Consider the following 22,725-nt stretch of genomic DNA (forward strand, 5'->3'; position numbering starts at 1 on the left):
GGCGGCCTAGACGTAACCGGTGAAACCGTGCCAGGAGTCGGGGTCTTCGAGAGCGGTGACCACCGCGTCGGCGTAGGCGTCCATGCGGTCGGAGAAGACGATCGCGACCAGCGCTTCCCTTGTGGGGAAGTGACGGAAGACGATGGCGATCCCGACACCCGTCTCACGGGCCACGGAAGCCATGGAGGCGCCCAGGCCGTCGCGTCCGAACACGGCGCGCGCGGCGGCGAGGATCCGCCCCCGGTTGCGCTCGACGTCACTGCGCACGGGCTGGGCGGCGGGGGCGTCGGAGGGGAAAGGGTTGTCCGGATCTCGAAACGGGGTGTCACCCGCACCGTCGGCCTGGCGGCCGACACCGCCGGCCACCAGCACACCCTGGCGCCGCCGCGTCCGGCCCCTCCCACGGATTGCGACTGACCGCGCTAACCCTGGGTACCCACCGGCTCATGCGGATGAGCGTGGTGGACGTGGGGTCGAACACGGTTCGGCTCGTGGTGGCGGATGTGGGGGACGGTGTGCCGTTGCCGGTGCACACGGCCAAGTGGAAGCTGCGGCTCTCCGAGCGCGTCGGGCCGCAGGGGGAGATCCCCGAGGAAGCCGTACGCCATCTTGTGAAGGCGGTGTCGGCCGCCGAGGAGACCGCCCGGCGCTGGGGCGCGGCCGGGCCGCTCGCCTTCGCGACTTCGGTCGTGCGCGGCGCGCCCAACCGGCTCGACGTGCTGCGCTCGGTGCATGCGGAGACCGGGACGCGACTGTGCACGCTGCCGGGGGAACTGGAGGGCGAGCTCACGTTTCTCGGCGCGCGGCGCTGGATGGGCTGGCGGGCCGGGCCGCTCGCCCTGTTCGACATCGGGGGCGGGTCCTTCGAGGTCGCGTTCGGGCGCGGCCGGCTGCCGGACTTCGTGGCGTCCCTCCCGCTCGGCGCGGGCCGGCTGACCCGGGACTTCCTCCCCGGCCAGGACCGGCCGCCCGAGCAGACGGTGAAGGCGATGCGGCGCGAGGTACGGCACCAACTGCGGGACGTGGCCGCGCGGATCCGCTGGGAAGGGCCACGGACCACGGTGGTGACATCACGTACGTTCCAGCAGCTGGCCCGACTCTGCGGTGCCGCGCCCGGCCGCCAAGGTCCTTTCGTGGAGCGGAGGCTGGTGCGGTCGGAGCTGCGCGTGGGCCTCGACCGGCTGGCTGCCCTCGCGGCGTCCGAACGGGCCCTGCTTCCCGGTGTCTCGGCGCCCCGGGCCGCGCAGAGCCTGGCCGGAGCGGTCGTCGGGCACACGGTGATGAAGCTGACGGGCATCAAGACCGTCACCGTCTGCCCCTGGGGCATTCGCGAGGGAATCCTGCTGCGGTACGTCGAGGACGGCGGTTCGTGGTGGACGGAGCTGACCCGCCGCAGCGCCGGCGTGGAGCCTGTGGCACGGGCGGCCCTGCGCATCGCACCGGGACCGGAACCGGAACCGGAACCGGAACCGACGACCGTCGGCGGCTGACGGTCGGCGGCCCGAGCTCTGTTCGACCGACTGCGAAGTGGCGCCGATCTATGTACGGTACGGCGACGAACGAGGCGGTTCCGCGCAGACTCCCAGTGGCCCGTCGTACCCTCAACAACCCTGGGCGCGGGGCGCGTTGGACGGTCCAGGTCCCGGCCCCGCCGGCCGCGTACGGGACGTCCCGGCGTACGGGTATGCTCTCGACTGTTGTCAGACGGCAACTAATCTCGCGGAGCCGGCGCGGTGGGGAGGGAAGGACCATGGTGGTGCCACAGCCGCGGGCCGACGACCTGCTGTCGGTGGGTGGCGAAGGGGTCGGTCCGGAGACCTGGGTGACCTGGCAGCCCTCCGTCCTGCTGGTCGAGGACGACGCGGGTGACGCGCTGCTGGTGGAGGAGCTGGTCGCCGACAGCGCGCTGAAGATACGGCTGCAGTGGGTGCGGTCCATGGCCGAGGCCGCCGAGGTGCTCGCGGCCGACGTACCCGACTGCGTCCTGCTCGATCTGCATCTGCCGGACGCCCAGGGGCTGGAGGCGCTCTCCCGGGTACGGGCGGGCGCCGAACGGGCCGCTGTCGTGGTCCTCACCGGTCTCGCCGAAGAGGAGACGGGGCTCGCAGCCGTCGCCGCCGGGGCGCAGGACTACCTGGTCAAGGGTCGGGTCGAACCGGGCCTGTTCGGACGCGCGGTGCGCTACGCGATCCAGCGCAAGCAGGCCGAGCGGGCGGCCGTCGCCCTCCAGTCCAGCCGGATGCAGGCCCAGGAGAACGCCCGCCTGGAACGCGGACTGCTGCCCAGGCCCCTGCTGCGCGGCGAGGGCGTGGAAGCGGTGGCCCGCTACCGTCCCGGGCGCGCGCAGGCGCTGCTGGGCGGTGACTTCTACGACATCGTGCAGAGCGTCGACGGCACGGTCCACGCGGTGGTCGGTGACGTCTCCGGGCACGGACCCGACGAGGCCGCCCTCGGTGTCGCGCTGCGGATCGCCTGGCGCACGCTGGTGCTCAGCGGTGTCACGGGCGCCGAACAGGTGGCCCGGCTGGAGGAACTCCTCGTCGCCGAGCGCATCCGCAGCGAGGTCTTCGCCACCCTCGTCTGTCTCACCGCCGCACCCGGCGAGCGCACGGCCCGCGTGGTGCGGGCCGGGCACCACGGACTGCTGATGCGGGACGGCGGCGGTGTGGAGTGGGTGGAGGTGCCCGGCGGTCCGGCACTGGGCGTGGTTCCCGGCCTCGCGGACTGGCCGGTCGTGGAGCTCTCCGTCCCGGCGGGCGCGGCCGTGGTCCTCTTCACCGACGGGCTCTTCGAGGGGCACGTCGGCCGGGGTTCGGAGCGCCTCGGGGAGGACGGGCTGCTACGGCTCGCCCGGGAGCGGGCCGCACTGGCCCCGGAGCCGTTCGTCGACGAAATGATCGCCCGCGCCGAGGCCCTGGCCGAGACCCGGGGCGGCCTGGCGGACGACGTGGCCGTGCTGCATCTGCACTGGACATGAGACAACTGCCCGGGACGTGATTCACCGCGCCGGAAACGAGCAGGTGGGACGACAGGATGCCGCAACGAGACGAACGGTGAGGGACATGGCGGGCGGAACAGGGATCGGACGCCGGCTGACGGTGCAGGGATGGTTCTTCCTCGCGCTGTCGCTCATGGTGCTGCTGGTGGTGATCGGCACCGCGGTCGGCGCGAACCTGCTGAGCCGCACGGCCGACGTCACCGACGACCTGCTCCAGCGGGTGCAGCCCGCCCAGACCGAGGCGTACCGGCTGCAGGCCGCACTGGTCAACCAGGAGACCGGCATCCGCGGCTACGCGATCGCCGCCGACAAGCAGTTCCTCGCCCCGTACACCACCGGCAAGCAGGACGAGGCCCACTCGGCGGCGAGACTGCGCGAACGGCTTCGCGACCGGCCCGGGCTGCTCGCCGATCTGCGGGCGGTGGAGCGCGGGGCGGCCGACTGGCGGCGGACCTACGCCGAACCCCTGGCCGCCGCCGTCACCCCCGGCCGGCCGCGCACCGTCGACCAGACCACCGCCGACAGCGGCAAGCACGACTTCGACCGGCTGCGCACCCTCTGGGCGACCCAGAACGCCGATCTCGCGCAGGCCGTGAAGGAGGGCCGCGCCCACCTCGCCCACCAGCGGACGGTGCGCGACACGGTGCTGAGCGGCATGGTCGCCGCCTTCCTGCTCACCGGCGTCGCCCTCGCCGTCCTCGTACGACTCCTGGTGACCCGGCCGCTGGAGGCGCTGAACAAGGCGTCCGAACAGGTCGCGGCGGGCGACTTCGCGCACCGCATCACCGGGGACGGACCCGCCGACCTCACCGCGGTGGCCGGAGCCGTCGAGGGCATGCGCAGACGGATCGTCGCCGAACTCGACGCCTCCCGCGAGAAGGAGGAGGTACTCGTCCGCCAGGCCGAGGAGTTGGACGCCCAGGCCGTCGAACTGCGCCGGTCGAACGCCGAGTTGGAGCAGTTCGCCTATGTCGCCTCGCACGATCTGCAGGAGCCGCTGCGCAAGGTCGCCTCGTTCTGCCAGCTGCTGGAGAAGCGGTACGGGGACAAGCTGGACGAACGCGGGCTGCAGTACATCGACTTCGCCGTCGACGGCGCCAAACGCATGCAGGTGCTCATCAACGACCTGCTCACCTTCTCCCGTGTCGGACGCCTCGACGACACCCGGGAGAAGGTCGGTCTCCACCCGGCGCTGGACAAGGCGCTGCGGAACCTCGAGGCGGCCGTCGAGGAGTCGGAGGCCCGGATCGAGCGGCCCGAGACCCTGCCCGAGACCGTAGGCGACCCGACACTGCTGACCATGCTCTGGCAGAACCTCGTGGGCAACGCCCTCAAGTTCCGCCACCCCGACCGCGCCCCGCACGTGACCGTCACCTGCGAAGCCGATCCGGAGACCCCCGGCATGTGGCGCCTGTGCGTCACCGACAACGGCATCGGCATCCCTGACGAGTTCACCGACAAGGTCTTCGTCATCTTCCAGCGGCTGCACAGCCGCGACGCCTACGGCGGCACCGGCATCGGACTCGCCCTGTGCAAGAAGATCGTCGAACACCACGGCGGCCGGATCTGGATCGACAGCACGGTCGGTGAGGGCACCCGCTTCTGCTTCACACTCCCGTCCGCCGAGGAAGCCACCTCCGCGGACACCTCCACCGACACCTCCACCGACGACGAGAAGGCCCTGACATGACCCTCCCCGACGCGACCCCGATCGACGTCCTCCTCGTCGAGGACGATCCGGGCGACGAGCTGATGACCCGGGAAGCCTTCGCGGACAACAAGATCGGCAACACCCTCCACGTCGTCCGGGACGGCGAGGAGGCCCTCGACTTCCTCTACAAGCGCGGCGCGCACACGGGCGCCCCGCAGCCCGACCTCATCCTGCTCGACCTCAACCTGCCGAAGTACGACGGCCGTCAGGTCCTGGAGAAGATCAAGTCCGATCCGGAACTGGCGCACATCCCCGTCGTCGTCCTGACCACCTCCTCCGCCGAGGAGGACATCATCCGCAGCTACAAACTGCACGCCAACGCCTATGTCACCAAGCCGGTCGACCTGGACCAGTTCATCGCCGCGGTCCGGCAGATCGACGACTTCTTCGTGCAGGTGGTCCGCCTGCCCCACCGCCCCGGCTGAGATGCCGGGATCCGCGTCACCACACCCGACTTCCTTGAGGTGTCGAACTCGTGGCAACGCACCAGAAGACGGACGGCACGGCCCCCGTCGCCGAGGCCGTGGACGGCCTGACCGAGCTGTGGACCACGGCGGCAGCGGACGCGTCGGTACGTCTGTCGCCGTATCAACTGCGCGCTCTGCACGCCTTGGAGGCCGCACCGGGCGCGAACCTGACCATGCTGGCGGACCGGCTCGACGCCGGGCTGCCCACGGTGAGCAGACTCTGCGACCGGCTCGAGGCGGCCGGACTGCTGCTCAGGGACGCGGCGCCCCACAACCGCCGGGAAGTACGGCTGAGTCTCACCGCGCACGGGCGGGACGTCCTCGAGGAGGTCGCCGCACTGAGGTCCCGGGCGCTGGCAGCGGTCGTGGACGCCATGGAGCCGGACGACCGCGCGGAGCTGGAGCGCGGCCTGCGGGCGTTCGCCGCCACACAACGGAATCGGCCGGCCGGAGACGGCGGCTGATCACGGCGCCGCGGGCTCGCGTCCGTGCCAGTCGAGGCAGACCACGGCCGCGTCGGCGGTCAGGTCAGTGCTGCCGAAGTGGTCGACCAGACTCGCCGCCACCGAGCGCGCGGCCTCCTGCGGAGCCTGCGCCGGCACTGTGTCGAGTGCCCGGCGCAGCGCCTGCTCGCCGAACGGGATGCCCTGCGGTGAACGGGTCCCATGGACGCCGGTGCTCACCACCACGAGCCGGTCTCCCGGTCGTACGGAGAAGATCTGCTCCTCGTAGGCCGTCTCCTCGAACATGCCGAGGGGGAGCTGTGCCTCCATCTCGATCTGCCGCACGGAGTGGCCGCGTCGGCGGTACAGGCGGGGCGAGCCGGCGTCGACCGCCTGGACCGTGCCGGTCGCGAGGTCGAAGCGGAGCAGCAGGGTGGAGGCGTAGACCTTGCCGCCGAACTGGGCGTAGACAGCCTGGTCGGCCAGCCGGGCCTGGTCGGCGAGGCCGAGGCCGGCACGGCGGGCGTTGCGCAGGGCGCCGACCGCGACGCAGGTCAGCAGGGAGGCGTCGATGCCGCGGCCCATGCCGTCGGTCACCGTCAGGGTGAGGTGACTGCCGTCGCTGCTCCAGTCGAAGTTGTCGCCGCCGACGGTGTACGCGGGCTCGAGATGGGCGCCGATATCGAACTCCGGGCGTCCGCAGCCCCGTCCCGGCAGGAGCTGCCACTGCATCTCGGCGGCCAGCGTGAGGCGGCGGGTGCGGCGGGCCAGGAGGTAGAGGTCGGTGTCGCGTTCCGCCGCGGCGATCTCGTGGCCCAGGGCGATGGCGAACTCGGCGAGTCCGCGCACCCCGTCCGGACCGGCGCCGGGGGAGGGGAGGCGGGCGGAGAGGACGCCGAGACGGTCGCCGCGCACGGAGACGGGCACATGTACGGCGGCGGTCCCGTCGGCGGCCGGTTCGACGACCGGCATCTGCTCCGTGAACGCCCGCCCGGCCGGGCCGTCGTAGGCAGACAGCGGTTCGCCGGAGCCGGGCAGCGGGTCGACCGGGCGCAGCATCCGCAGGCCGTAGTCGGCGAGGAGAAGGGTGACCTCGCGGGCTCCGGCGCGGTCGCCGAGCAGACGGCGGGCCGCCCCCACCAGAGCGTCGGACGGAGCCGACCGCAATTCGCTCTCGTAGGAGGGGAGCGGCTCAGAGGTGCTCACGATGTTCACCCTTCCGGCTCAGTGTCTTCACACTAGTGCCGCGCCGGTGAGAGCGGGACACGGCGGAGACACCTCACCGCCCCCGCCAGTCCAGGCACACGACCAGGGCGTCGTCGTCGGGGGTCGGCGTGCCGCGGTGGCCGGTCAGTTCGCTCAGTACGGCCCTGGGCACGTCGGCCGCGGGCAGCAGCCTCGTGCGCTGGATCGCCCGCGCCAGCGCCGCGTCCCCGTACACCTCACCCTTGGGCGAGGCGACGGCGTACACCCCGTCGCTGACGAAGAGGATCCGGTCGCCGGGCTCGATCCCGAAGTCCTGCTCGACGTAGTCGGTCTCCTCGAACATGCCCAGCGGCAACTGCGCGTCGAAGGCGATCCGTTCCACCACCCCGTCGCGCAGCCGCAACGTCTGCGGCGATCCGGCGTCCACCACCCGGGCCCGCCCGGTGGTGAGTTCGAAGTCGAACATCAACACGGACATATGGCTACGGCCCCGGTAGTGGGCGTACACCGCCTGGTCCGCGAGGGCCGCCTGGTCGGCGAGGGGGACGCCCGCCCGGCGCGCGTTGCGCAGGGCGTTGACCGCCAGGTTCGTGAGCAGCGAGGCCTCTATGCCCTCGCCCATGCCGTTCGAGACGTAGAGCGTGAGGCGGTCGGCGGTGGCGGACCAGTCGAAGTTGTCGCCGTGGATCGCGTAGGCGGGCTCCAGTTGAGCGCCGCGTTCGAACTCGGCGCGGGAGCACGAGCGGCCGGGCAGCAACTGCCACTGCATCTCCGCCGCCAGCGTGAGCCGGTCCTTGCGCCGGGCCCGCAGATACAGGTCCGTGTCGCGCTCGGCCACCAGCACCTCGTGCCCCAACACCTCGGCCAGGTCGGCCAGTTCGGGCAGACACTCGCGTACGTGGTCGCCGCCCGGCAGCGTCACCGAGAGCACGCCGAGGCGGTCCCCGCGCACACTGACCGGAAGGTGGACGCACACGCTGCCGTCCCCGAAGTTCCCCTCCACGAAGGGCTCTTGGGCTCCGAAGGCGCGGCCCGCGGGGGTGTTGTGCACGGAGACCGGCGGCAGGGTGTTCGGTAGATCGGTGACGCGCTGCAGCACGGTCAGGCCGTAGTCGGCCACCAGCAGGTCCACGGAGTCCGCCGCGTACCGCCGGACCAGTTCCCGGCCGACCACGTCGGGGAGCTCATGGGGAGCCGCCGTACGCAGCGCCCGCTCGACAGCCATGAATCTGTTCACGATCGCAGATATACCAATCTCTCCCTCGGAGAAGCCGTTGTGCGTGCCTAGTACGCTGGAGTCCGTCCCTGTGCCTGCGAGAGTGTGACCGTGACGTCCATCCACCCCCGCCCCGAACCCGCCGAGGTCGCACGCGTCACCTCTACGGCCGCGGAACTGCTGGAAGTCCTGTGGGGGCGCGCCTCGACCGCGCCCGCGTCCGCCTCGCAGCTACGAGTCCTGTTCATCCTGGAACACCACGAGGGCATCAACCTGCGCACCCTCGCCGACCACCTCGCCTCGACCCCGCCGTCGACCAGCCGCCTCTGCGACCGGTTGCAGGCCGCAGGGTTCGTCGAGCGCGAGGTGAGCCCCACGGACCGGCGCGAGGTGCGCCTGTACCTCAGCGGTCCGGGGCGGACCTTCCTGTCGGACCTGCGGGCCCGCCGGGAGCAGGCGCTGGGCGCGGTCCTGGCACAGATGCCGGCCGCCGGGCGCAACGCGCTGCTCACCGGTCTGGAGGCGTTCTGCGCGGTGGCGTCGACGCAGATCCACGACGACGAGGAGTCCACGGACAGCCGCACCGCGTGAGCGGGCCGCCCGGCGGCGGAGCGGCCCCGATCCCCCTTCGCGGTCAGCTCAGTTCGGCGCCCTTGGCGGCGGCCTCCGTCTCGGAGCGCGCCTCGCCGGTGGCGAGCGTGCCGCCCGAGCTCTCCAGATGCGCCCGCACGAACCACTGGAACTGCTCCAGGTCGCGCAACTGCCCGATCAGCAAATCCTCGGTGGCCGGGTCGATCTCGCCCGCCTCCTTGATCGCGGCGCGGACGTCCTCGATCAACCCCGTGTAGACGAGGTCGAGTGCGCCCAGGTGGGCGATGGCGTCGGCGCGGCCGATGGAGTAGTCGTCCCAGGTGCGCTCGGTCACCAGTGCGCCGGGCGTGCCCGGCGCCACCCCGCCGAGTGCGGCGATGCGCTCGGCCACGTCGTCCGCCATGTCCCGTACCCGGTCGACCTGCGGGTCGATCATTTCGTGCACGGCGATGAAGTGCGGCCCGACGACGTTCCAGTGGACGTGCTTGAGAGTCAGGTGGAGATCGTTCAGCGAGTGGAGCCGCAGTCGAAGCACGCCGATCAGCCGGCCCGCGGCCTCGCGCCGGATGCCGGGAACGGTGTACTTCGGGGTCAGATCGTTGATCTCCTCGGTCATGGTTCACCTCAGGTCATTGGGTGGAGCGTGCGGTTCCTTACCTGCTCACGGGTGCCCGCGTCCGGCCCGGTCAGACATTCCGTCCCTGGGTGATAGGTCACGTTCCGCGACGGCGACGCGATCAGCCGCAGGCGAAGGAGAGGAGATCCGGGACCTGTCACAGCAGCGAGTTGTGCCGGTCCCCTCCACTCCCCTCCGCTCGGGAATTCGTTGGACAACCCGGCCGCCGGAGGCGAGCGTTGGCCGCATGCAGCAGGAGAAGATCTGGGACGCCGACACCGCACAGCGGTACGACACCCCCGGCACCGGCATGTTCGCCCCCGAGACGTTGGGGCCGGCCGTGGACCGGCTCGCGCGACTCGCGGGGGACGGTGCGGCACTCGAGTTCGCCATCGGGACCGGCCGGGTCGCCGTGCCGCTCGCCGAGCGCGGAGTCCCCGTCACCGGCATCGAGTTGTCACGGCCGATGGTGGAGCGGCTGCGGACCAAGGCGGACGAGGCGACGATCCCCGTGACCATCGGCGACATGGCGACCACGGTCGTCCCCGGGACGTACAGCCTGGTCTACCTCGTCTACAACACCATCTCGAACCTGCTCACCCAGGCCGAGCAGGTCGAGTGTTTCCGCAACGCCGCCCGCCACCTCGCACCGGGCGGCCGGTTCGTGATCGAGCTCTGGGTGCCCGAGCTGCGCAAGCTGCCGCCGGGCCAGCGCGCCACCGTCTGGCGGACCGACCCCGACTACATCGCCCTGGACACCTACGACGTCCTCAACCAGCGCGCCGTGTCGCACCACTTCCGGATCGACGGGGCCGGGCAGGCGCGGCTCGCACTCAGCCCGCACCGCTACATCTGGCCTGCCGAACTCGACCTCATGGCGCAGCTGGCCGGCTTCGAACTGGAGTCGAGACACGCGGACTGGGACGGATCCGAGTTCACCGCCGAGTCGACGTCCCATGTCTCCGTCTACCGGGTTCCGGCCACCCAGTGACCACCCCGACTCACGTACGGAGCGGGCCGCCGCCGGTGACGTCCGGGCCGGGGTCCTCCGTCAGCGCGATGCGCGCGGTGATGCGCTTTCCCACCGGTTCGCGCTGTGCCTCGAAGCCGTCCGCGACGGCCCGTACGATTTCCAGACCGTGCCGGCCCACCCGTTGGGCGTCGGCGGCACTCGCGACCGGCAGCACAGGGTCGGAGTCCCACACCTCCACCTCGACCAGGGCACCGACGATCCGCAGGTCCATCAGCACCGGGCCGGGCGCGTACTTGCCGGCGTTGGTGACCAGTTCGCTGACCACCAACTGCGTGAGATCCATGGCACGGGCCGACACCGGGAGCCCGTATTCGGTCCGTGCCCGGACGAGGAACATCGCGGCCAGCCGCCGGGCCTCGGCGATGCAGGAGCTGTCGCCGTCCAGTGCCACGGTGGACCGTATGGGCCGAGTCCGGGCCCTGGCCTGCGGCGCTGTGTCGTCGTCCTCCGAAGAGTCTGGTTCCATCCGGATCGTTTCACCGCCTTCTGCGTGCCCCGCGCATACCCCGTGAGGCACCACCCACTCCGTGAATTTCCGTCGGCCCCACCGGAGGCGGGCATCAACCGTACGATGCGGGGCAGCACTTCGGATGAAATCCTGATCCGCAGCGCTCGCCGACTCGTGTATGAGGACAGATGGTGGACACCGAACAGCCTGGCCAGCCAGGGCAGTTGACGGTCAGGACCGACTTCGTCGACGGCACCGTCGTCGTGGCCCTGGCCGGAGAGATCGACCACCAGACGGCCGGTCCGCTGAGGGAGGCGCTGGATCTGCCGGCCGGGGGCGCATCGCACGTCGTCCTCGACCTGCGGGAGGTCTCCTTCATGGACTCCAGCGGCATCAACATCATTCTCGCCGTCCATCAGACGCTCGCCCAGGCGGACGGCTGGCTGCGCCTGGCCGGGACCACCCCCGCCGTGCAGCGCGTCATCCAACTCGTCGGCATCGACGGAGTCATCGACTGCTACCCGACGGTCCAACAGGCCATCGCGGACTGAGAGTCGGGGCAGCGCCGCAGGCTTTCCGCAGGTCGGGCCGGGAAAATCGCTGTCGTGTCGGCGCAGTGCGGTGATAGACATCCGGCGTGACGAAAACTCTTGAATTCCCGGACCTGCTGCGACTGATCGACGAACGGTCGACGGCGTTCCGGGCCGCGGTCGCCGCCGCGCCCAGCCTCGACGCGCAGGTGCCGACCTGCCCCGAGTGGACACTGCTCGACCTGGTGCACCACTTGGGCACCGTGCATCGCCGCTGGGCCGCGATCGTCGCCGTGGGACCCGCCGACAGCCGAGCGACCCCCGCCCCCTCGGAAGCCCCCCGGGAGCGGGAGGCCCTGCTCGCCTGGTCGGCCGAGTCCACGCAGCAACTGCTGGGCGCACTGCGGGAGTTCGGCCCGGATCGTGGCTGCTGGACATGGTGGGCCGACTCGCAGTCCCCGCAGACATCCGGCGCCGTCGCCCGGCACCAGGTCCAGGAGGCCATGGTGCACACCTACGACGCCCAGCTCACCGCCGGCGACCCGCAGCCGCTGCCCGAGGAAGCGGCGGTGGACGGTGTCGAGGAGTTCGTGTTCACCTGCAACGCGACGACGAGCGCCTGGCCGCACGACCCCGCCACCGTCGACTACCACGCCACCGAGGGCCGGTCCTGGCGCCTCGCGCTCTCCGCCGCCGGCGCGACGGCCACGCCCATTCCCGCGTCCGCGCCGATTCCCGCCGACACCGCCTACGCCTCCGCGCGGGCCACGGCCGGTGAACTGGTCCTCTTCATGTACGGCCGTACCTACGTCGAACCCCTGAAGATCGACGGCGAGCAACGACTCTTCGACCAGCTCATCGCCTGGGACCCGTCGGCGTAGGGGGACACCGGCTGCTCTCCCGATGACCGGACCCGCTCGGCTAGGGTGACCCCGGAGGTGGTCAAGTGGCCGACAGTGCACGGGAGTTGACCGAGTCGCCGGATGCCACGGCCGTGGTGGTGATCGGCGCGGGCCCGGCCGGTATGACCGTCGCGAACCTGTTGCAGCGCAGCGGCGTCGACTGCGTCGTCCTCGAACGCCGGACCCGCGAGTACGTGGCACAGCGCCAGCGGGCCGGCATCGTCGAGACCCGCGCCGTGCGCATGTTCGACTCCTGGGGGCTGGCCGACCGCGTCCTGGGCGGTGTCCCGCACGAAGGCATCCTGGAACTCCGCGTCGACGGCGAACCCCATCTCGTCTCGGACTACGACGGCTCCGAAGGCCCGACCGCCCGCCTCTGCCCCCAGCAGATGCTGGTCCAGAAACTCACCACCGAGTACCTCGCGAACGGCGGCGACCTGCGCTTCGAGGCAGCGGACGTCTCCCTGCACGACCTGACCGGCGACCACCCGACCGTCCGCTACCGCACCCCGGACGGTGAACTCCACACCCTCACCTGCGACTTCGTCGCGGGCTGCGACGGCGACCACGGCGTCAGCCGCACCTCCGTCCCCGACGGGGCCCTCACGCCGTACGCCTTCGACCACGGCATCGGCTGGCTGACGGTCCTGGCCGACGCCCCGCCGCCGGCCCACCCGCTGCTGGCCGTCAGCCCGCAGGGCTTCGCCGCGCACTTCCCGCGCGGCCCGTACACCAGCCGCTACTACCTCCAGTGCCCGCCCGACGACCATCCCGACGCCTGGCCCGACGACCGGGTCTGGGACGCCCTTCGCACCCGGCTCGGCGACCCGGCCCTCGTCTCCGGTCCGATCACCGACCGCGAGATCTTCCGCCTCCGCAGCCTGGTCCACGACCCGATGCAGTACGGCCGTCTCTTCCTCGTCGGCGACGCGGCACACATCGTCTCGCCGATGGGCGGCAAGGGCATGAACCTCGCGCTCTACGACGCCGACCTCTTCGCCCGGGCCGTACGGGACTCCGTCCACGACCACGACGACACGGCCCTGCGCACCTACTCGGAGCGCTGTCTGCGCCGCGTCTGGAACGACCAGGAGTTCTCCCACTGGATGACCGGCATGCTCCACGACGCCGGCGACGCCACCGACTCCGGCCCCTTCCGCCGCGGCCTGGCCCGCGCCCGGCTCGACCGGCTCTTCACGGCCCCCGGCGCGGCCCGCGCCTTCGCCGAACTCATGACGGGGCTGGAATTCGGAGAGAGCGCGGAGCCGCCGCGCTGAAGTACGGAGCCGCTCGCCCGCACCGCCGTATGCGCGTACATCTAATGTTCTTGACATCTTCCGGGACCGACGACGTAGGTTGAGACGATCGCTCCCGGACGGGTGGAGGCCCCATGCGCGCATGTGACGCCGCACCTCGCGGTGCCGTCCCGGGCGCGCGGCTGATCATCCGGCGGCACGTCGACTACTGCCGTACCGCCTCCGCCGTCTGTCCTTCCGTACGCCCCTGACCCACGTCGGCCCCACGGGCCGTCCGTCTCGACGCGTTCTCGGAAGGAACCCCCATGTCCGGCTCCGCTCTGCGGCTCGCCCTCGAAATCGACGGCGACGGCGCCCATCCCGTGGCCTGGCGCCGCGCCGCCCACTCGCCCGACCACCTGCTGAGCCCGCGCCGTGTGGCCCGTGTCGCCGCCGACGCGGAGAACGCCGGGTTCACCCTGCTCACCCTGGAGGACGGCGCGCTCCCGCCCGGCACCGGCCCGGACGTGGTCGGCCGGATCGGCGCGGTGGAGCGGGCCGCGTTCATCGCCGCGTCGACGAGTGTCGTCGGCATCGCGCCGGTCGTGCCGCTCACCTACGCCGAACCGTTCCATGTCTCCAGCCAGTTGGCGTCCCTGGACCACATCTCGGCCGGGCGCGCCGGGTGGGTGGTGAGCGAGGACACGCGGGCCGAGGCCGCCACGGTGTGGGGGCGCCCGCTCGTCGACGGGGCCGCGGCCCGCGCCCGCGAGTCCCGTGACGGCGTGGAGGTCGTCCGCGCGCTGTGGGACTCCTGGGAGGACGACGCGGTCATCCGCTCCGTCGCCACCAGCCGGTATCTCGACCGCGAGCGGCTGCACTACGTCGACTTCACCGGCGACACCTACACGGTCAAGGGCCCGGCGATCGTGCCGCGTCCACCGCAGGGCCAACTCGTCGTGCTCGGCCACCCCGACCGCGTGCCAGCCGGGCAACTCGACATCGCCCTCGTCGAGGGCCGTGATCTCGTAGGGGTCACCTCGGGCGCGGCCACCGCCGGAACCCCGCGGACCTTCGCCGAGATCGAGGTCGCCCTCGACACCGCCCACGCCACGGCCGAGGAACGCGTCGCCGACCTCGAACGCCACGCGCCCTGGCCCGACCGCGGACGGCTGCGCCACATCGGCTCGGCCGCCGGACTCGCCCTGCTGCTGGGGGAGTTGAGGGGCGTGGTGGACGGAGTACGGCTGCACCCGCTGGTGCTCGACGAGGACCTCCCGGAACTCTCCCGGCTCGTCCTGCCCCACCTCTTCGAACGACGGCACGCCCTACGGCCCCTGCCCGCCGCGACCCTGCGCACTCACCTGGGCCTCGACCGGCCCGCGAACCGGTACGCCGCCGCGGCCGTCCAGGAGGAAGCCCGATGACCCGCACCGACCCTCTCGACGTCCCCCGCCCGGACGCCCGACTCCACTTCGGCGTCTTCTTCCAGGGTGTCAACCACTGGACCATCTGGTCCGACCCGGCCAGCGGTTCCCAGATCGACCCCGCCAACTTCCGGCGCGTCGCGCAGACCGCCGAACGAGGCCTGTTCGACGCGTTCTTCCTGGGGGAGGGGCTGCGGCTGCGCGAGGTCGACGGACAGATCCACGACCTCGACGTCGCCGGGCGGCCCGACGCCATCACCCAACTCGCCGCGCTGGCCGCCGTGACCGACCGGATCGGCCTGGTCAGCACCTCCAACACCACCTTCAACGAACCCGCCGACCTCGCCCGCCGCCTCTCCGGCCTCGACCTGCTCTCCGAGGGCCGCGCCGGCTGGAACGTGGTGACCACCGACAACGCCTGGACCGGCGCCAACTTCCGCCGCGGCGGCTACCTCGACCACGCCGACCGCTACCGGCGCGCCGAGGAGTTCCTCACCGTCGCCCGCGCGCTCTGGGACGGCTGGGCGGACGCGGCCATCTCCGGCTCGGCCGACGCACCCGCCTGGTCGGCACCCGGCGCCGTACGCCAAGTCCGCCACCAGGGGCCGCAGTTCGACGTCGACCTCGCACCCACCCTGCCGCGCAGCGCCCAGGGACACCCGGTGATCTTCCAGGCCGGGGACTCCGGCGAGGGCCGCGACTTCGCCGCCCGCAACGCCGACGTCATCTTCTCCGCGCACGGCAACGACTTCGACGACGCGCTCGCCTTCGCCGACGACCTGCGGATCCGGCTGCGGGCCGTCGGCCGCCCCGAGGACGACCTGCGGATCCTCCCGGGCACCGAGATCATCATCGGTGCCACGGAGGAGGAGGCCCTGGAGAAGAAACGCTGGATCCGTCTCCAACAGGTCACCCCGGCAACGGCGTTGGGTATCGCCGGACTCATCTGGGGCATCGACCTCTCCGGCCGCGACGCCGACGGGCCGCTGCCCAAGGAGGACCCGGTCGTCGCCGAGAACGACGGCTCCTTCGGCGCACGGCGCATCGCCGATCCGCGCCAAGTCGTCGCCGAATGGCGGGAGAAGGCCGACGCGAACCGCTGGTCGCTGCGCGAGACCGTGATCGCGCTCGGCCCCCAGCGCGGCCATGTCGGCACTCCGGAGGGCCTGGCGGACAAGTTCGCCCACTACGTCCGCCACGGCGCCGTCGACGGCTTCAACGTCACGCCGTACCTGATCCCCGACGGTCTGGACGACATCGTCGACCTGCTCGTCCCCGCACTCCAGGAACGCGGCGTCTACCGCACCGAATACACCGGCACGACCCTGCGCGAACACCTCGGCCTGCGCGAACCGCTCACCCACCGCACCGCCACGGACCGTCGGCAGGCGGTCTGACCCACGGGCGCGGCGGCCACCGTTCCCCTGCGCACGGTGGCCACCGCGCCCGCTCCCGGCAGTCGCTGGTCAGCGGTCCAGCAGGCGCAGTCCCAGGGGCGTCGCCGAGTGCCGTACGAACTGGCCGTCCCGGTGGCTGGCGATCAGACCTCCGTCGCGCAGCACGCCGAGCTGGTAACTGGCGCTGGGTAACGCGATGTTGGCCGCCGAAGCCACCTCGGACGTGGTCCGTGCGCCATGGCCGGCCAGATGCGCCAGTACGGCCGCCCGGGTACGGCCGAGCAGTCGCTCCAGCCCGTCGTTGCCCGTCCGGACGATCTCCAGGGGCTGTTTGGCGACCGGGTAGACGAGCACAGGACCGAGCGTGGGGTCCGCGAGGGCGGTGGGTCTGCGCCAGCAGAAGTAGGACGGGACGAGCAGCAGGCCCCGCCCCTCCAGATGCAGTTCGCGGTCGACGGGATAGTCCACCTCCAGCACCGGGGCGTGCCAACGGGCGTGCGGGCGCAGGCTGTTGAGGAGGGCGGAGGTGCCGCCGTCGAGGAGGGCGCGGGAGCGCAGGTCGACATCGTCGCCGACGGCGGCCTGGACGCGGGGCCAGTACGGATCGAGCAGTGTCCCGCAGGACAGTTCCAGGGCCCGCGTCAACGCCCCCAGGGCCTTGGTCCCCGGCCGGTCGAGCGTGGAGACCCACGACGGCAGCGGACGCGACTCGGCGAGCCGGGACAGCTCACGGGTCAACCGGGCGCGGGAGGTGGCCCGTACCTCGTCGAGACCGCGGGCCAGACCGCCGCCCGTGACGGACGGCGTGAGGAAGTCGGGGATGTAGCCCACTGAAGGAATCAGCGTCCGCAACGGCGACAGGGCCCGCCCGGCCCGCGGGTCCTCGGCCAGGCGGTCGCGCACCGAGCGGCGCCAGTGCCCGAATTCGAGCGCCCCCTGTCGGCTGTCCAATCGGCAGACACCGCAGACGAGTTCCCACAGCGCATGAGGCCGACGGGCGACCCGGATGCTCTGCAGATCCCGTGAGGTGAAGTGAATTCGCAGCATGCGACCTCATTCCCGCGCGTGGTCAGTGCGCGTGATCGGTGGGGGGTCACGGGCGCACAAAAGCGGCGCGCCACTCATGGGGACGACTGAGAGGCGCGCTTGGTTGTGGAGCAGGGACTCAGATCCCACCCCGCTCACGCGGAATCTTCTGCCCCGCTTCGATGGCCACCGGCAGGCGGTTCTCCGCCGGCGGCAGCGGGCAGGTCGCCAGGTCCGTATAGGCGCAGGGGAGGTTGGCCGCGCGGTTGAAGTCCAGGACGACCGTGCCGTCGGCGGCGGGCGGGGCGAGCGAGAGGGCCCGGTTGGCAGCGTAGGTGGTCACCCCGGAGGTGGCGTCCGTGAAGAGGGCCAGCAGCCCGCCCGGCCCACGCCCGGGGAACACGGTCAGCGCCAGCGGGTGCCCGTCCAGCTCGAAATCGACCCGGCCCGGTGCGTCGTACACATGCTCCAGGCCCTCGACCGCCGCGCCCACGGTCGTCGGGCGCGGCGTCTCGAAGGCCGTGTACCGTCCCCGGACCACCCAGCGGGGATCCGGCGCGTAGGCGGGGGTACCGGCGAAGGCGGTGCGCAGCGGCGCGTCCGGGTGCCGGGGCCGTACGATGTCGTGCCCGCCGCGCCTGGCCACCTCGATCACCGCGTCACCCCAGACCGCGTCGACACCGCCCCGCTCGGGCAGCACACCGAAGCGGTACTCACCCCGCACGGGCGTTCCGCCCACGACGAGTTCCTCATCGTCGTCGAGGGTTACGGCGACCCCTTCCGCGTCGGTCCACCAGGCACCCGGCGCGTCCGGGAAGCGCTGCGGCCGCTCGTCGAGCCAGTGCAGTCCGGTGATCGCCAGGAACCCGTGCGGGGCGGCCAGCCGTTCCTCCTGACCGCGATACCACCCCAGCCATTCCTGGGTGAAGGCCTGCAGATCCGTCGCAGTGAGGTCAACGGTCACGATCACTCCTTCGTCGCACGAGACCCGGCCTCGAAACCGGGTCGTACCAGTGCCAACCCCGGCCGCCCGGCGGCGGATTCCGGCCGTGTGTGACAGCTTTGTGTCCAGATCGCCGCAGGCCTCGGCCGAAAGGAGAAACGGTCATGAGCACGTTCCCCACCGCGCGAGACGTCAGGACCACACCCGAAGGACTGCTGTGGGAACCGAGCAGGCGTTGGGTCCGCGGCCTCAAGGGAGACGTCACCGTCGTGGACAGCAGGCACCCCGTCCTCGTCTGGGAGCCGGGTGTCCCGGTACCGCTCTACGCCTTCCCGCACCACGAGGTCCGCGAGGACCTGCTCCGCCCCGCGAAGAACCCCCCGACCGGCCCGAGTGGCACACACACCGGATCACGCGTCTTCTACGACCTCGAAGTCGACGGCCGCTTGGTGGAGAACGCGGCCTGGACCTTCCCCGCCGAGGACCTGGCCGGGCACATCGCCTTCGAGTGGTTCCGGCGCGTCGGACGCGGCCTCGACCACTGGTACGAGGAGGAGGAAGAGATCTTCGTCCACCCCCGCGACCCGCACAAACGGGTGGACGCCCTCCCCAGCAGCCGTCATGTCCGGGTCGAGATCGACGGCACGGTCGTCGCCGACACCCACCGTCCGGTCCTTCTCTTCGAGACCGGCCTGCCGACCCGGTACTACATCCCACGCGAGGACGTCCGGCTGGACCTCTTCGAACCGACCGACCACAGCACCGGGTGCCCCTACAAGGGGACGGCCACGTACTGGTCGTGGCGCGGCGAGGCCGACGGCCCGGGCGTCCCGCCGAACATCGTCTGGAGCTATCCGGAACCGCTGCCCGCGGTCGGCGCCGTCAAAGACCTGCTCGCCTTCTACAACGAGGTGGTCGACATCACCGTGGACGGCGAAACCCTGGAACACCCGGTCACGCCGTTCACCGAGTCGCTTTCGGGGCGGCCGTCGGCCTGAACCCGGCCGCGGTCGAAGCCCTGTTGGCGCGAGGAGAAGTGAAACGCGGTCCACCGGGCAGTCGACCCGGATGGAGAGTCAGAAGGAAGAAGAGAAGAAGCGGGAAGAGAAGAAGCCGTCGCCGAAACGCAAGGTCCTCGATCTGACCGCGGTGCAGGTGGTCGCGAGCGCGCTTGCCACCGTGGTGGGAGCGGTGCTGGCGTCCTTGCTGGGGGTGACCGGGACGATCATCGGTGCCGCCGTGGTCAGCACCAGCGCGACCACCGGCGCGGCGGTCTTCCAGCACGCGTTCCGGCGGACGGGCGAGGGGATCCGCAGGCGGGTACCCGCGGTGGCGATGGTGCTGACGCCGACTGAGGAGCGCGCGATCCAACGCGCCGACGCCCGGGCGGCGTTCGCGTTACCCAACGAGACGCCGAACACCACCCGCACCGAGAGCGAGTCGGTGACCACGTATCGGACCGGCTCCTTCTGGAAGTCCGTCGGCTGGAAGAAGTACCTGCTGGCGACAGGCCTGGTGTTCGCGCTGGCGATGGTCACGGTCACCGCGGGCGAGCTCATCATGGGCAAGCCGATAGCCGCCGCGGTGCGGGGCGAATCGGGCAACGGCACGTCGATGGGCGGCGGTTCGGCCGGGACGCCCGCACCCGCACAGAGCCCCACACCCACCCCGCTCACGTCCAGCGGCACGGGGTCACGGACGGGCGGCACGGCCTCGCCGTCCGCGAGCGCGGAGCCGGACACGAGCTCAGGCACCGGCAGCGGCACCGGTGAAAGCGCCGGTTCCAGCCCTGGGACCTTGGCGTCGACCGTGCCGTCCGCGAGCGGCGGCGCCGGCAACAGCCCTGACGCCACCGCTCCTTGAGCCTCCGCTCCGGGTGAGCGGAGGCTGTCGTACGAAGGCGGCCGACCCTACCCGGATGTCCGGTTCGCCTCGGCCATCGCGTGGTCGTCGGGACGGTCGGGACGGTCGGGAAGGGCGAGTTGCCTGCTGACCCTCCGTGCGGTGAGGAGCGCGAGCAGGGCCGTGAGTGCCGCCAGCGCGGCGAGGGCGGCCATCAGCCCCGCCAGCCAGGGCGGCGCGGCAGTGATCCGCAGCGCCTGGGACAGCCGCGTGGAGTGGAACCGCCCGTCGAACAGCTGGATCGCCGCCAATGTGGCCGGCACCACCATGGACAGGGCGAGTACGGGCAGCCCGCCGTGGAGAACCAGCGCAGGTGCCAGCAGAACGCACAGGATCGAGACCCCGAGCGCGAAACCGTAGGCGGCACCGGAGGCTCCGTCCCGGTGCAACGGGAAGTGGGCCAGCCCGCACAGGACGAGCGCCGCCGCCGCGAACAGCCGCGGCCAGACCGGGAGTTCGGCGCGCCGCGGGGCCGTACGCGGAGGCCGTGGATGGCGTAGGCGGGCCGGGCGGTCGCCCGGCCGCTCCGGCTCGGGCGTGTCCGTCCGGACTGGTTCGGCCGTGGCCGGAGCGATGGACTGATCGGCCGCCGCTCCCGAGGCCCGGACGGGCGTGTCCTGTTCCTCGGCGAGACGGCCGATCAACTGGACCAGTTCCTCGACCGGCCGGGCCGCCGCGGCCCGTACCGCCTCCTCGCCGCAGTGCGGCTCCAGCGGAGCCCGGTGCAGCAGGGCCATCAGCCGGGTGACGTCCTCCACGGACCGGGACTCGGCCGCCGCGCGGATCGTCTCGTCGGCGGAGCCGGGATGGCGTGGCGGCTGTGTCAGCAGGGTCACCAGGCGCGTCACGTCCTCCACGGGCCGGTCCACACCGATCGCCCGCAGGGCGTCGACGGTGGCCTGCGCGTACTTCGGTGACTGCTCCAGCAACGTGATGAGCTGGAGGACCTCTTCCAACGGCCGGTCGGTGACGGCGGCATGCACCAGGCTGTGCAGCGCGCGCGGGTGGACCGCGCTGTCGTCAGATATCTCGGGTCGGTCCGGGCTGGGCGGGAAAGAGCGGGTGGTCATGCTCGGCTCCATGAAGAGGGTGATGCTGCTATCGCCCCCCGAAGCGCGATGAACCAGCTGATCCTGTCCAGTAGTAAGCGCCTGCCGTCCGGGCCGCCACGCGATTGCGCCACCCGTGTGACGCCCCGCAGCCGCTCGTCCCGGCACGGGCCTGATTGACGGTCCGGAGAGCCGCGCCGTACGCTCCCCCTGTAGTGATGGCATAAGGAAGCTGGTGGAATTCCAGCACGGTCGCGCCACTGTGAGCCCGCCGCCGGAGGTGGTGGGCGAGTCAGACACTGAACCGTCACTCGCCCGTACACGCAAGGGACGCACGATCCCGAAGGAGGGCTCACCTTGAGCAGCATTTCCACATCCCGTCCGGTGTCCACGCCGGTCGTCCTGCCGATCTCGAAGTCGATCGTCTGGCTGGTCGGCACCGCGCTGATCGCGCTGGCCGTCTACTACTTCATCGGCGTCGACCAGGGCGCCGTGTCGGTGTTCGGAAACGACATGCACGTCCACGAGTTCGTCCACGACGCCCGCCACTTCCTCGGCTTCCCCTGCCACTGACCTTCCGCCGGCACCCGGACGTACGGACAACTCGACATGGAAAAGAAGCTCATACTGCGCGGTGTGCTCGCCGGCGCAGTAGCGGGCCTGCTCGCGTTCGTGTTCGCGCGGATCTTCGCCGAACCGCAGATCGCGAAGGCCATCGACTACGAGAACGGCCGTGACGCCGTTCAGAACGCCCTGGACAAGGCGGCCGGCATGCCCGTCGAGGCCGCCGACCCCGACCTGTTCAGCCGCACCGTCCAGGCCAATGTGGGCATCGGCGTCGGCATGGTCTTCTTCGGCATGGCGATGGGCGCGCTGTTCGCCGTCGCCTACACCGTCTGCCTCGGCCGCACCGGCGGTCTGCGGGCCCGCAACCTGGCACTTCTCGTCGCCGGCGGCGGCTTCCTCGGCATGTACCTGGTGCCGTTCCTGAAGTACCCGGCCAACCCGCCCGCGATCGGCCACGAGGAGACCATCCAGCAGCGCAGCGCCCTGTATCTGATCATGATCGTGTGCTCCGTCGCCTTTCTCGCGGGTGCCGTCTACCTCGGCAAGCGGCTCCAGGCCCGCTTCGGCAACTGGAACGCCACATTGCTCGCCGGTGCCGCGTTCGTCGTCGCGATCGGCATCGTCATGCTGCTTCTGCCGCAGCTCGGCCATCTCTCGTACAACAAGGCCAACTTCGGCAACCAGGCCACCGAGACACCGCTGCCGCTGAAGGACTCGAAGGGCACCATCGTCTACCCGGGCTTCCCGGCGGACGTGCTGTTCAACTTCCGCTTCTACTCCGTCGCCGCGCAGCTCATCCTCTGGACGGCCCTCGGCCTGATCTTCGCCCCACTCGCCGAACGCCTCCTCCAGCCCGCGCGCCCGGACTCCACCACCCCGTCGAAGGAGCCGGACCCCGTCCCGGCCTGACCAACTCCCCACGACGAGGGGGGGGGGGGGGGGGGGGGGGGCGCCCGCGGGCGGTGTTTTTTTGTGAGTGATTGTTTGTGATAGAAAGTGGCGGGGCTGGCGAGAGGGG

Annotated in this window: 24 protein-coding genes and 1 riboswitch; of the genes, 16 read left to right on the forward strand and 8 right to left on the reverse strand. The window is 71.5% G+C overall.

Features of this window, described 5'->3' with window-relative positions; genetic code table 11:
* Positions 1–6 precede the first annotated feature (6 nt).
* A complete protein-coding gene (locus ACFXC1_RS05775) occupies positions 7–366 on the reverse strand; it encodes a TetR/AcrR family transcriptional regulator (protein ID WP_381239185.1) in 360 nt (119 codons plus the stop codon).
* 80 nt (positions 367–446) lie between these two features.
* Here ACFXC1_RS05775 and ACFXC1_RS05780 point away from each other — a divergent pair, with 80 nt between their 5' ends.
* From ACFXC1_RS05780 to ACFXC1_RS05800, 5 genes are all read left to right on the forward strand, one after another.
* A complete protein-coding gene (locus ACFXC1_RS05780) occupies positions 447–1,490 on the forward strand; it encodes a Ppx/GppA family phosphatase (protein ID WP_381239187.1) in 1,044 nt (347 codons plus the stop codon).
* Between the two features lie 260 nt (positions 1,491–1,750).
* Positions 1,751–2,977, forward strand: a complete 1,227-nt coding sequence (locus ACFXC1_RS05785) for a PP2C family protein-serine/threonine phosphatase (RefSeq protein WP_381239189.1) — start codon at positions 1,751–1,753, stop codon at positions 2,975–2,977.
* Positions 2,978–3,062: 85 nt separating this feature from the next.
* A complete protein-coding gene (locus tag ACFXC1_RS05790; RefSeq protein WP_381239192.1) occupies positions 3,063–4,688 on the forward strand; it encodes a sensor histidine kinase in 1,626 nt (541 codons plus the stop codon).
* Positions 4,685–5,134, forward strand: a complete 450-nt coding sequence (locus ACFXC1_RS05795) for a response regulator (RefSeq protein ID WP_381239195.1) — start codon at positions 4,685–4,687, stop codon at positions 5,132–5,134. The genes ACFXC1_RS05790 and ACFXC1_RS05795 overlap by 4 nt, the downstream gene beginning before the upstream one ends.
* A 50-nt stretch (positions 5,135–5,184) precedes the next feature.
* Complete coding sequence (locus tag ACFXC1_RS05800; RefSeq protein WP_381239198.1) at positions 5,185–5,640, forward strand: MarR family winged helix-turn-helix transcriptional regulator; 456 nt, start codon at positions 5,185–5,187, stop codon at positions 5,638–5,640.
* On the opposite strand, the gene ACFXC1_RS05805 is transcribed toward ACFXC1_RS05800, so the two are convergent.
* Both ACFXC1_RS05805 and ACFXC1_RS05810 read right to left on the reverse strand, forming a co-directional pair.
* Positions 5,641–6,834: a PP2C family protein-serine/threonine phosphatase gene (locus tag ACFXC1_RS05805; RefSeq protein ID WP_381239201.1), complete on the reverse strand. Its 1,194-nt coding sequence runs from the start codon at positions 6,832–6,834 to the stop codon at positions 5,641–5,643.
* A 64-nt stretch (positions 6,835–6,898) separates the two neighbouring features.
* Positions 6,899–8,050, reverse strand: a complete 1,152-nt coding sequence (locus ACFXC1_RS05810) for a PP2C family protein-serine/threonine phosphatase (protein ID WP_381239486.1) — start codon at positions 8,048–8,050, stop codon at positions 6,899–6,901.
* Between the two features lie 96 nt (positions 8,051–8,146).
* Between ACFXC1_RS05810 and ACFXC1_RS05815 the strand changes: the two genes are divergently transcribed.
* Positions 8,147–8,632, forward strand: coding sequence for a MarR family winged helix-turn-helix transcriptional regulator (locus tag ACFXC1_RS05815; protein ID WP_381239204.1), 486 nt, complete (start codon positions 8,147–8,149; stop codon positions 8,630–8,632).
* 43 nt (positions 8,633–8,675) lie between these two features.
* Here ACFXC1_RS05815 and ACFXC1_RS05820 read toward each other — a convergent pair whose 3' ends face one another.
* A complete protein-coding gene (locus ACFXC1_RS05820; protein ID WP_381239207.1) occupies positions 8,676–9,248 on the reverse strand; it encodes a Dps family protein in 573 nt (190 codons plus the stop codon).
* Positions 9,249–9,495: 247 nt separating this feature from the next.
* On the opposite strand from ACFXC1_RS05820, the gene ACFXC1_RS05825 reads away from it, so the two are divergent.
* Entirely contained in the window at positions 9,496–10,239 is a 744-nt protein-coding gene (locus ACFXC1_RS05825; protein WP_381239210.1) for a class I SAM-dependent methyltransferase, read from the forward strand.
* A 10-nt stretch (positions 10,240–10,249) separates the two neighbouring features.
* Here ACFXC1_RS05825 and ACFXC1_RS05830 read toward each other — a convergent pair whose 3' ends face one another.
* Complete coding sequence (locus ACFXC1_RS05830) at positions 10,250–10,747, reverse strand: ATP-binding protein (protein WP_381239212.1); 498 nt, start codon at positions 10,745–10,747, stop codon at positions 10,250–10,252.
* 170 nt (positions 10,748–10,917) lie between these two features.
* On the opposite strand from ACFXC1_RS05830, the gene ACFXC1_RS05835 reads away from it, so the two are divergent.
* From ACFXC1_RS05835 to ACFXC1_RS05855, 5 genes are all read left to right on the forward strand, one after another.
* Positions 10,918–11,280: an STAS domain-containing protein gene (locus ACFXC1_RS05835; RefSeq protein ID WP_381239215.1), complete on the forward strand. Its 363-nt coding sequence runs from the start codon at positions 10,918–10,920 to the stop codon at positions 11,278–11,280.
* 86 nt (positions 11,281–11,366) lie between these two features.
* Positions 11,367–12,140: a maleylpyruvate isomerase family mycothiol-dependent enzyme gene (locus ACFXC1_RS05840; RefSeq protein WP_381239217.1), complete on the forward strand. Its 774-nt coding sequence runs from the start codon at positions 11,367–11,369 to the stop codon at positions 12,138–12,140.
* Positions 12,141–12,205: 65 nt separating this feature from the next.
* Positions 12,206–13,438: a 4-hydroxybenzoate 3-monooxygenase gene (locus tag ACFXC1_RS05845; RefSeq protein ID WP_381239219.1), complete on the forward strand. Its 1,233-nt coding sequence runs from the start codon at positions 12,206–12,208 to the stop codon at positions 13,436–13,438.
* A gap of 284 nt (positions 13,439–13,722) precedes the next feature.
* The gene (locus ACFXC1_RS05850) at positions 13,723–14,823 is read left to right on the forward strand and encodes an LLM class flavin-dependent oxidoreductase (protein ID WP_381239222.1); all 1,101 of its coding nucleotides are present in this window, start codon (positions 13,723–13,725) and stop codon (positions 14,821–14,823) included.
* Complete coding sequence (locus ACFXC1_RS05855) at positions 14,820–16,220, forward strand: NtaA/DmoA family FMN-dependent monooxygenase (RefSeq protein WP_381239224.1); 1,401 nt, start codon at positions 14,820–14,822, stop codon at positions 16,218–16,220. The genes ACFXC1_RS05850 and ACFXC1_RS05855 overlap by 4 nt, the downstream gene beginning before the upstream one ends.
* Positions 16,221–16,289: 69 nt before the next feature.
* Here ACFXC1_RS05855 and ACFXC1_RS05860 read toward each other — a convergent pair whose 3' ends face one another.
* Both ACFXC1_RS05860 and ACFXC1_RS05865 read right to left on the reverse strand, forming a co-directional pair.
* Positions 16,290–17,267, reverse strand: coding sequence for an ArsR/SmtB family transcription factor (locus ACFXC1_RS05860; RefSeq protein WP_381239227.1), 978 nt, complete (start codon positions 17,265–17,267; stop codon positions 16,290–16,292).
* A gap of 118 nt (positions 17,268–17,385) precedes the next feature.
* Entirely contained in the window at positions 17,386–18,210 is an 825-nt protein-coding gene (locus ACFXC1_RS05865) for a DUF1684 domain-containing protein (protein ID WP_381239230.1), read from the reverse strand.
* A 143-nt stretch (positions 18,211–18,353) separates the two neighbouring features.
* Here ACFXC1_RS05865 and ACFXC1_RS05870 point away from each other — a divergent pair, with 143 nt between their 5' ends.
* Together ACFXC1_RS05870 and ACFXC1_RS05875 are read left to right on the forward strand one after the other, a co-directional pair.
* A complete protein-coding gene (locus ACFXC1_RS05870) occupies positions 18,354–19,187 on the forward strand; it encodes a DUF427 domain-containing protein (RefSeq protein WP_381239233.1) in 834 nt (277 codons plus the stop codon).
* Between the two features lie 70 nt (positions 19,188–19,257).
* A complete protein-coding gene (locus ACFXC1_RS05875) occupies positions 19,258–20,052 on the forward strand; it encodes a RodZ family helix-turn-helix domain-containing protein (RefSeq protein WP_381239236.1) in 795 nt (264 codons plus the stop codon).
* A 47-nt stretch (positions 20,053–20,099) separates the two neighbouring features.
* On the opposite strand, the gene ACFXC1_RS05880 is transcribed toward ACFXC1_RS05875, so the two are convergent.
* The gene (locus tag ACFXC1_RS05880) at positions 20,100–21,161 is read right to left on the reverse strand and encodes a hypothetical protein (RefSeq protein ID WP_381239238.1); all 1,062 of its coding nucleotides are present in this window, start codon (positions 21,159–21,161) and stop codon (positions 20,100–20,102) included.
* A gap of 142 nt (positions 21,162–21,303) precedes the next feature.
* Positions 21,304–21,463, forward strand: a riboswitch (cobalamin riboswitch).
* 34 nt (positions 21,464–21,497) lie between these two features.
* Between ACFXC1_RS05880 and ACFXC1_RS05885 the strand changes: the two genes are divergently transcribed.
* Positions 21,498–21,713 carry a CbtB domain-containing protein gene (locus tag ACFXC1_RS05885; RefSeq protein WP_381239240.1) on the forward strand — a complete coding sequence of 72 codons (216 nt, stop codon included), beginning with the start codon at positions 21,498–21,500 and terminating at the stop codon, positions 21,711–21,713.
* A gap of 36 nt (positions 21,714–21,749) precedes the next feature.
* On the forward strand, positions 21,750–22,616 hold the full coding sequence (locus tag ACFXC1_RS05890; protein WP_381239243.1) for a CbtA family protein: 867 nt from the start codon (positions 21,750–21,752) through the stop codon (positions 22,614–22,616).
* The last annotated feature ends 109 nt before the right edge of the window (positions 22,617–22,725 follow it).

It is taken from the genome of Streptomyces hokutonensis, assembly GCF_042751305.1.
GTDB classification, from domain to species: domain Bacteria; phylum Actinomycetota; class Actinomycetes; order Streptomycetales; family Streptomycetaceae; genus Streptomyces; species Streptomyces hokutonensis_A.

Excerpts from the sequence above, each read along its gene's own strand:
- ACFXC1_RS05780 (WP_381239187.1), top strand. The coding sequence starts at position 447 with ATGCGGATGAGCGTGGTGGACGTGGGGTCGAACACGGTTCGGCTCGTG.
- ACFXC1_RS05785 (WP_381239189.1), top strand. The coding sequence starts at position 1,751 with ATGGTGGTGCCACAGCCGCGGGCCGACGACCTGCTGTCGGTGGGTGGC.
- ACFXC1_RS05790 (WP_381239192.1), top strand. The coding sequence starts at position 3,063 with ATGGCGGGCGGAACAGGGATCGGACGCCGGCTGACGGTGCAGGGATGG.
- ACFXC1_RS05795 (WP_381239195.1), top strand. The coding sequence starts at position 4,685 with ATGACCCTCCCCGACGCGACCCCGATCGACGTCCTCCTCGTCGAGGAC.
- ACFXC1_RS05810 (WP_381239486.1), bottom strand. The coding sequence starts at position 8,050 with ATGGCTGTCGAGCGGGCGCTGCGTACGGCGGCTCCCCATGAGCTCCCC.
- ACFXC1_RS05820 (WP_381239207.1), bottom strand. The coding sequence starts at position 9,248 with ATGACCGAGGAGATCAACGATCTGACCCCGAAGTACACCGTTCCCGGC.
- ACFXC1_RS05825 (WP_381239210.1), top strand. The coding sequence starts at position 9,496 with ATGCAGCAGGAGAAGATCTGGGACGCCGACACCGCACAGCGGTACGAC.
- ACFXC1_RS05830 (WP_381239212.1), bottom strand. The coding sequence starts at position 10,747 with ATGGAACCAGACTCTTCGGAGGACGACGACACAGCGCCGCAGGCCAGG.
- ACFXC1_RS05835 (WP_381239215.1), top strand. The coding sequence starts at position 10,918 with ATGGTGGACACCGAACAGCCTGGCCAGCCAGGGCAGTTGACGGTCAGG.
- ACFXC1_RS05850 (WP_381239222.1), top strand. The coding sequence starts at position 13,723 with ATGTCCGGCTCCGCTCTGCGGCTCGCCCTCGAAATCGACGGCGACGGC.
- ACFXC1_RS05855 (WP_381239224.1), top strand. The coding sequence starts at position 14,820 with ATGACCCGCACCGACCCTCTCGACGTCCCCCGCCCGGACGCCCGACTC.
- ACFXC1_RS05860 (WP_381239227.1), bottom strand. The coding sequence starts at position 17,267 with ATGCTGCGAATTCACTTCACCTCACGGGATCTGCAGAGCATCCGGGTC.
- ACFXC1_RS05870 (WP_381239233.1), top strand. The coding sequence starts at position 18,354 with ATGAGCACGTTCCCCACCGCGCGAGACGTCAGGACCACACCCGAAGGA.
- ACFXC1_RS05875 (WP_381239236.1), top strand. The coding sequence starts at position 19,258 with ATGGAGAGTCAGAAGGAAGAAGAGAAGAAGCGGGAAGAGAAGAAGCCG.
- ACFXC1_RS05880 (WP_381239238.1), bottom strand. The coding sequence starts at position 21,161 with ATGACCACCCGCTCTTTCCCGCCCAGCCCGGACCGACCCGAGATATCT.
- ACFXC1_RS05890 (WP_381239243.1), top strand. The coding sequence starts at position 21,750 with ATGGAAAAGAAGCTCATACTGCGCGGTGTGCTCGCCGGCGCAGTAGCG.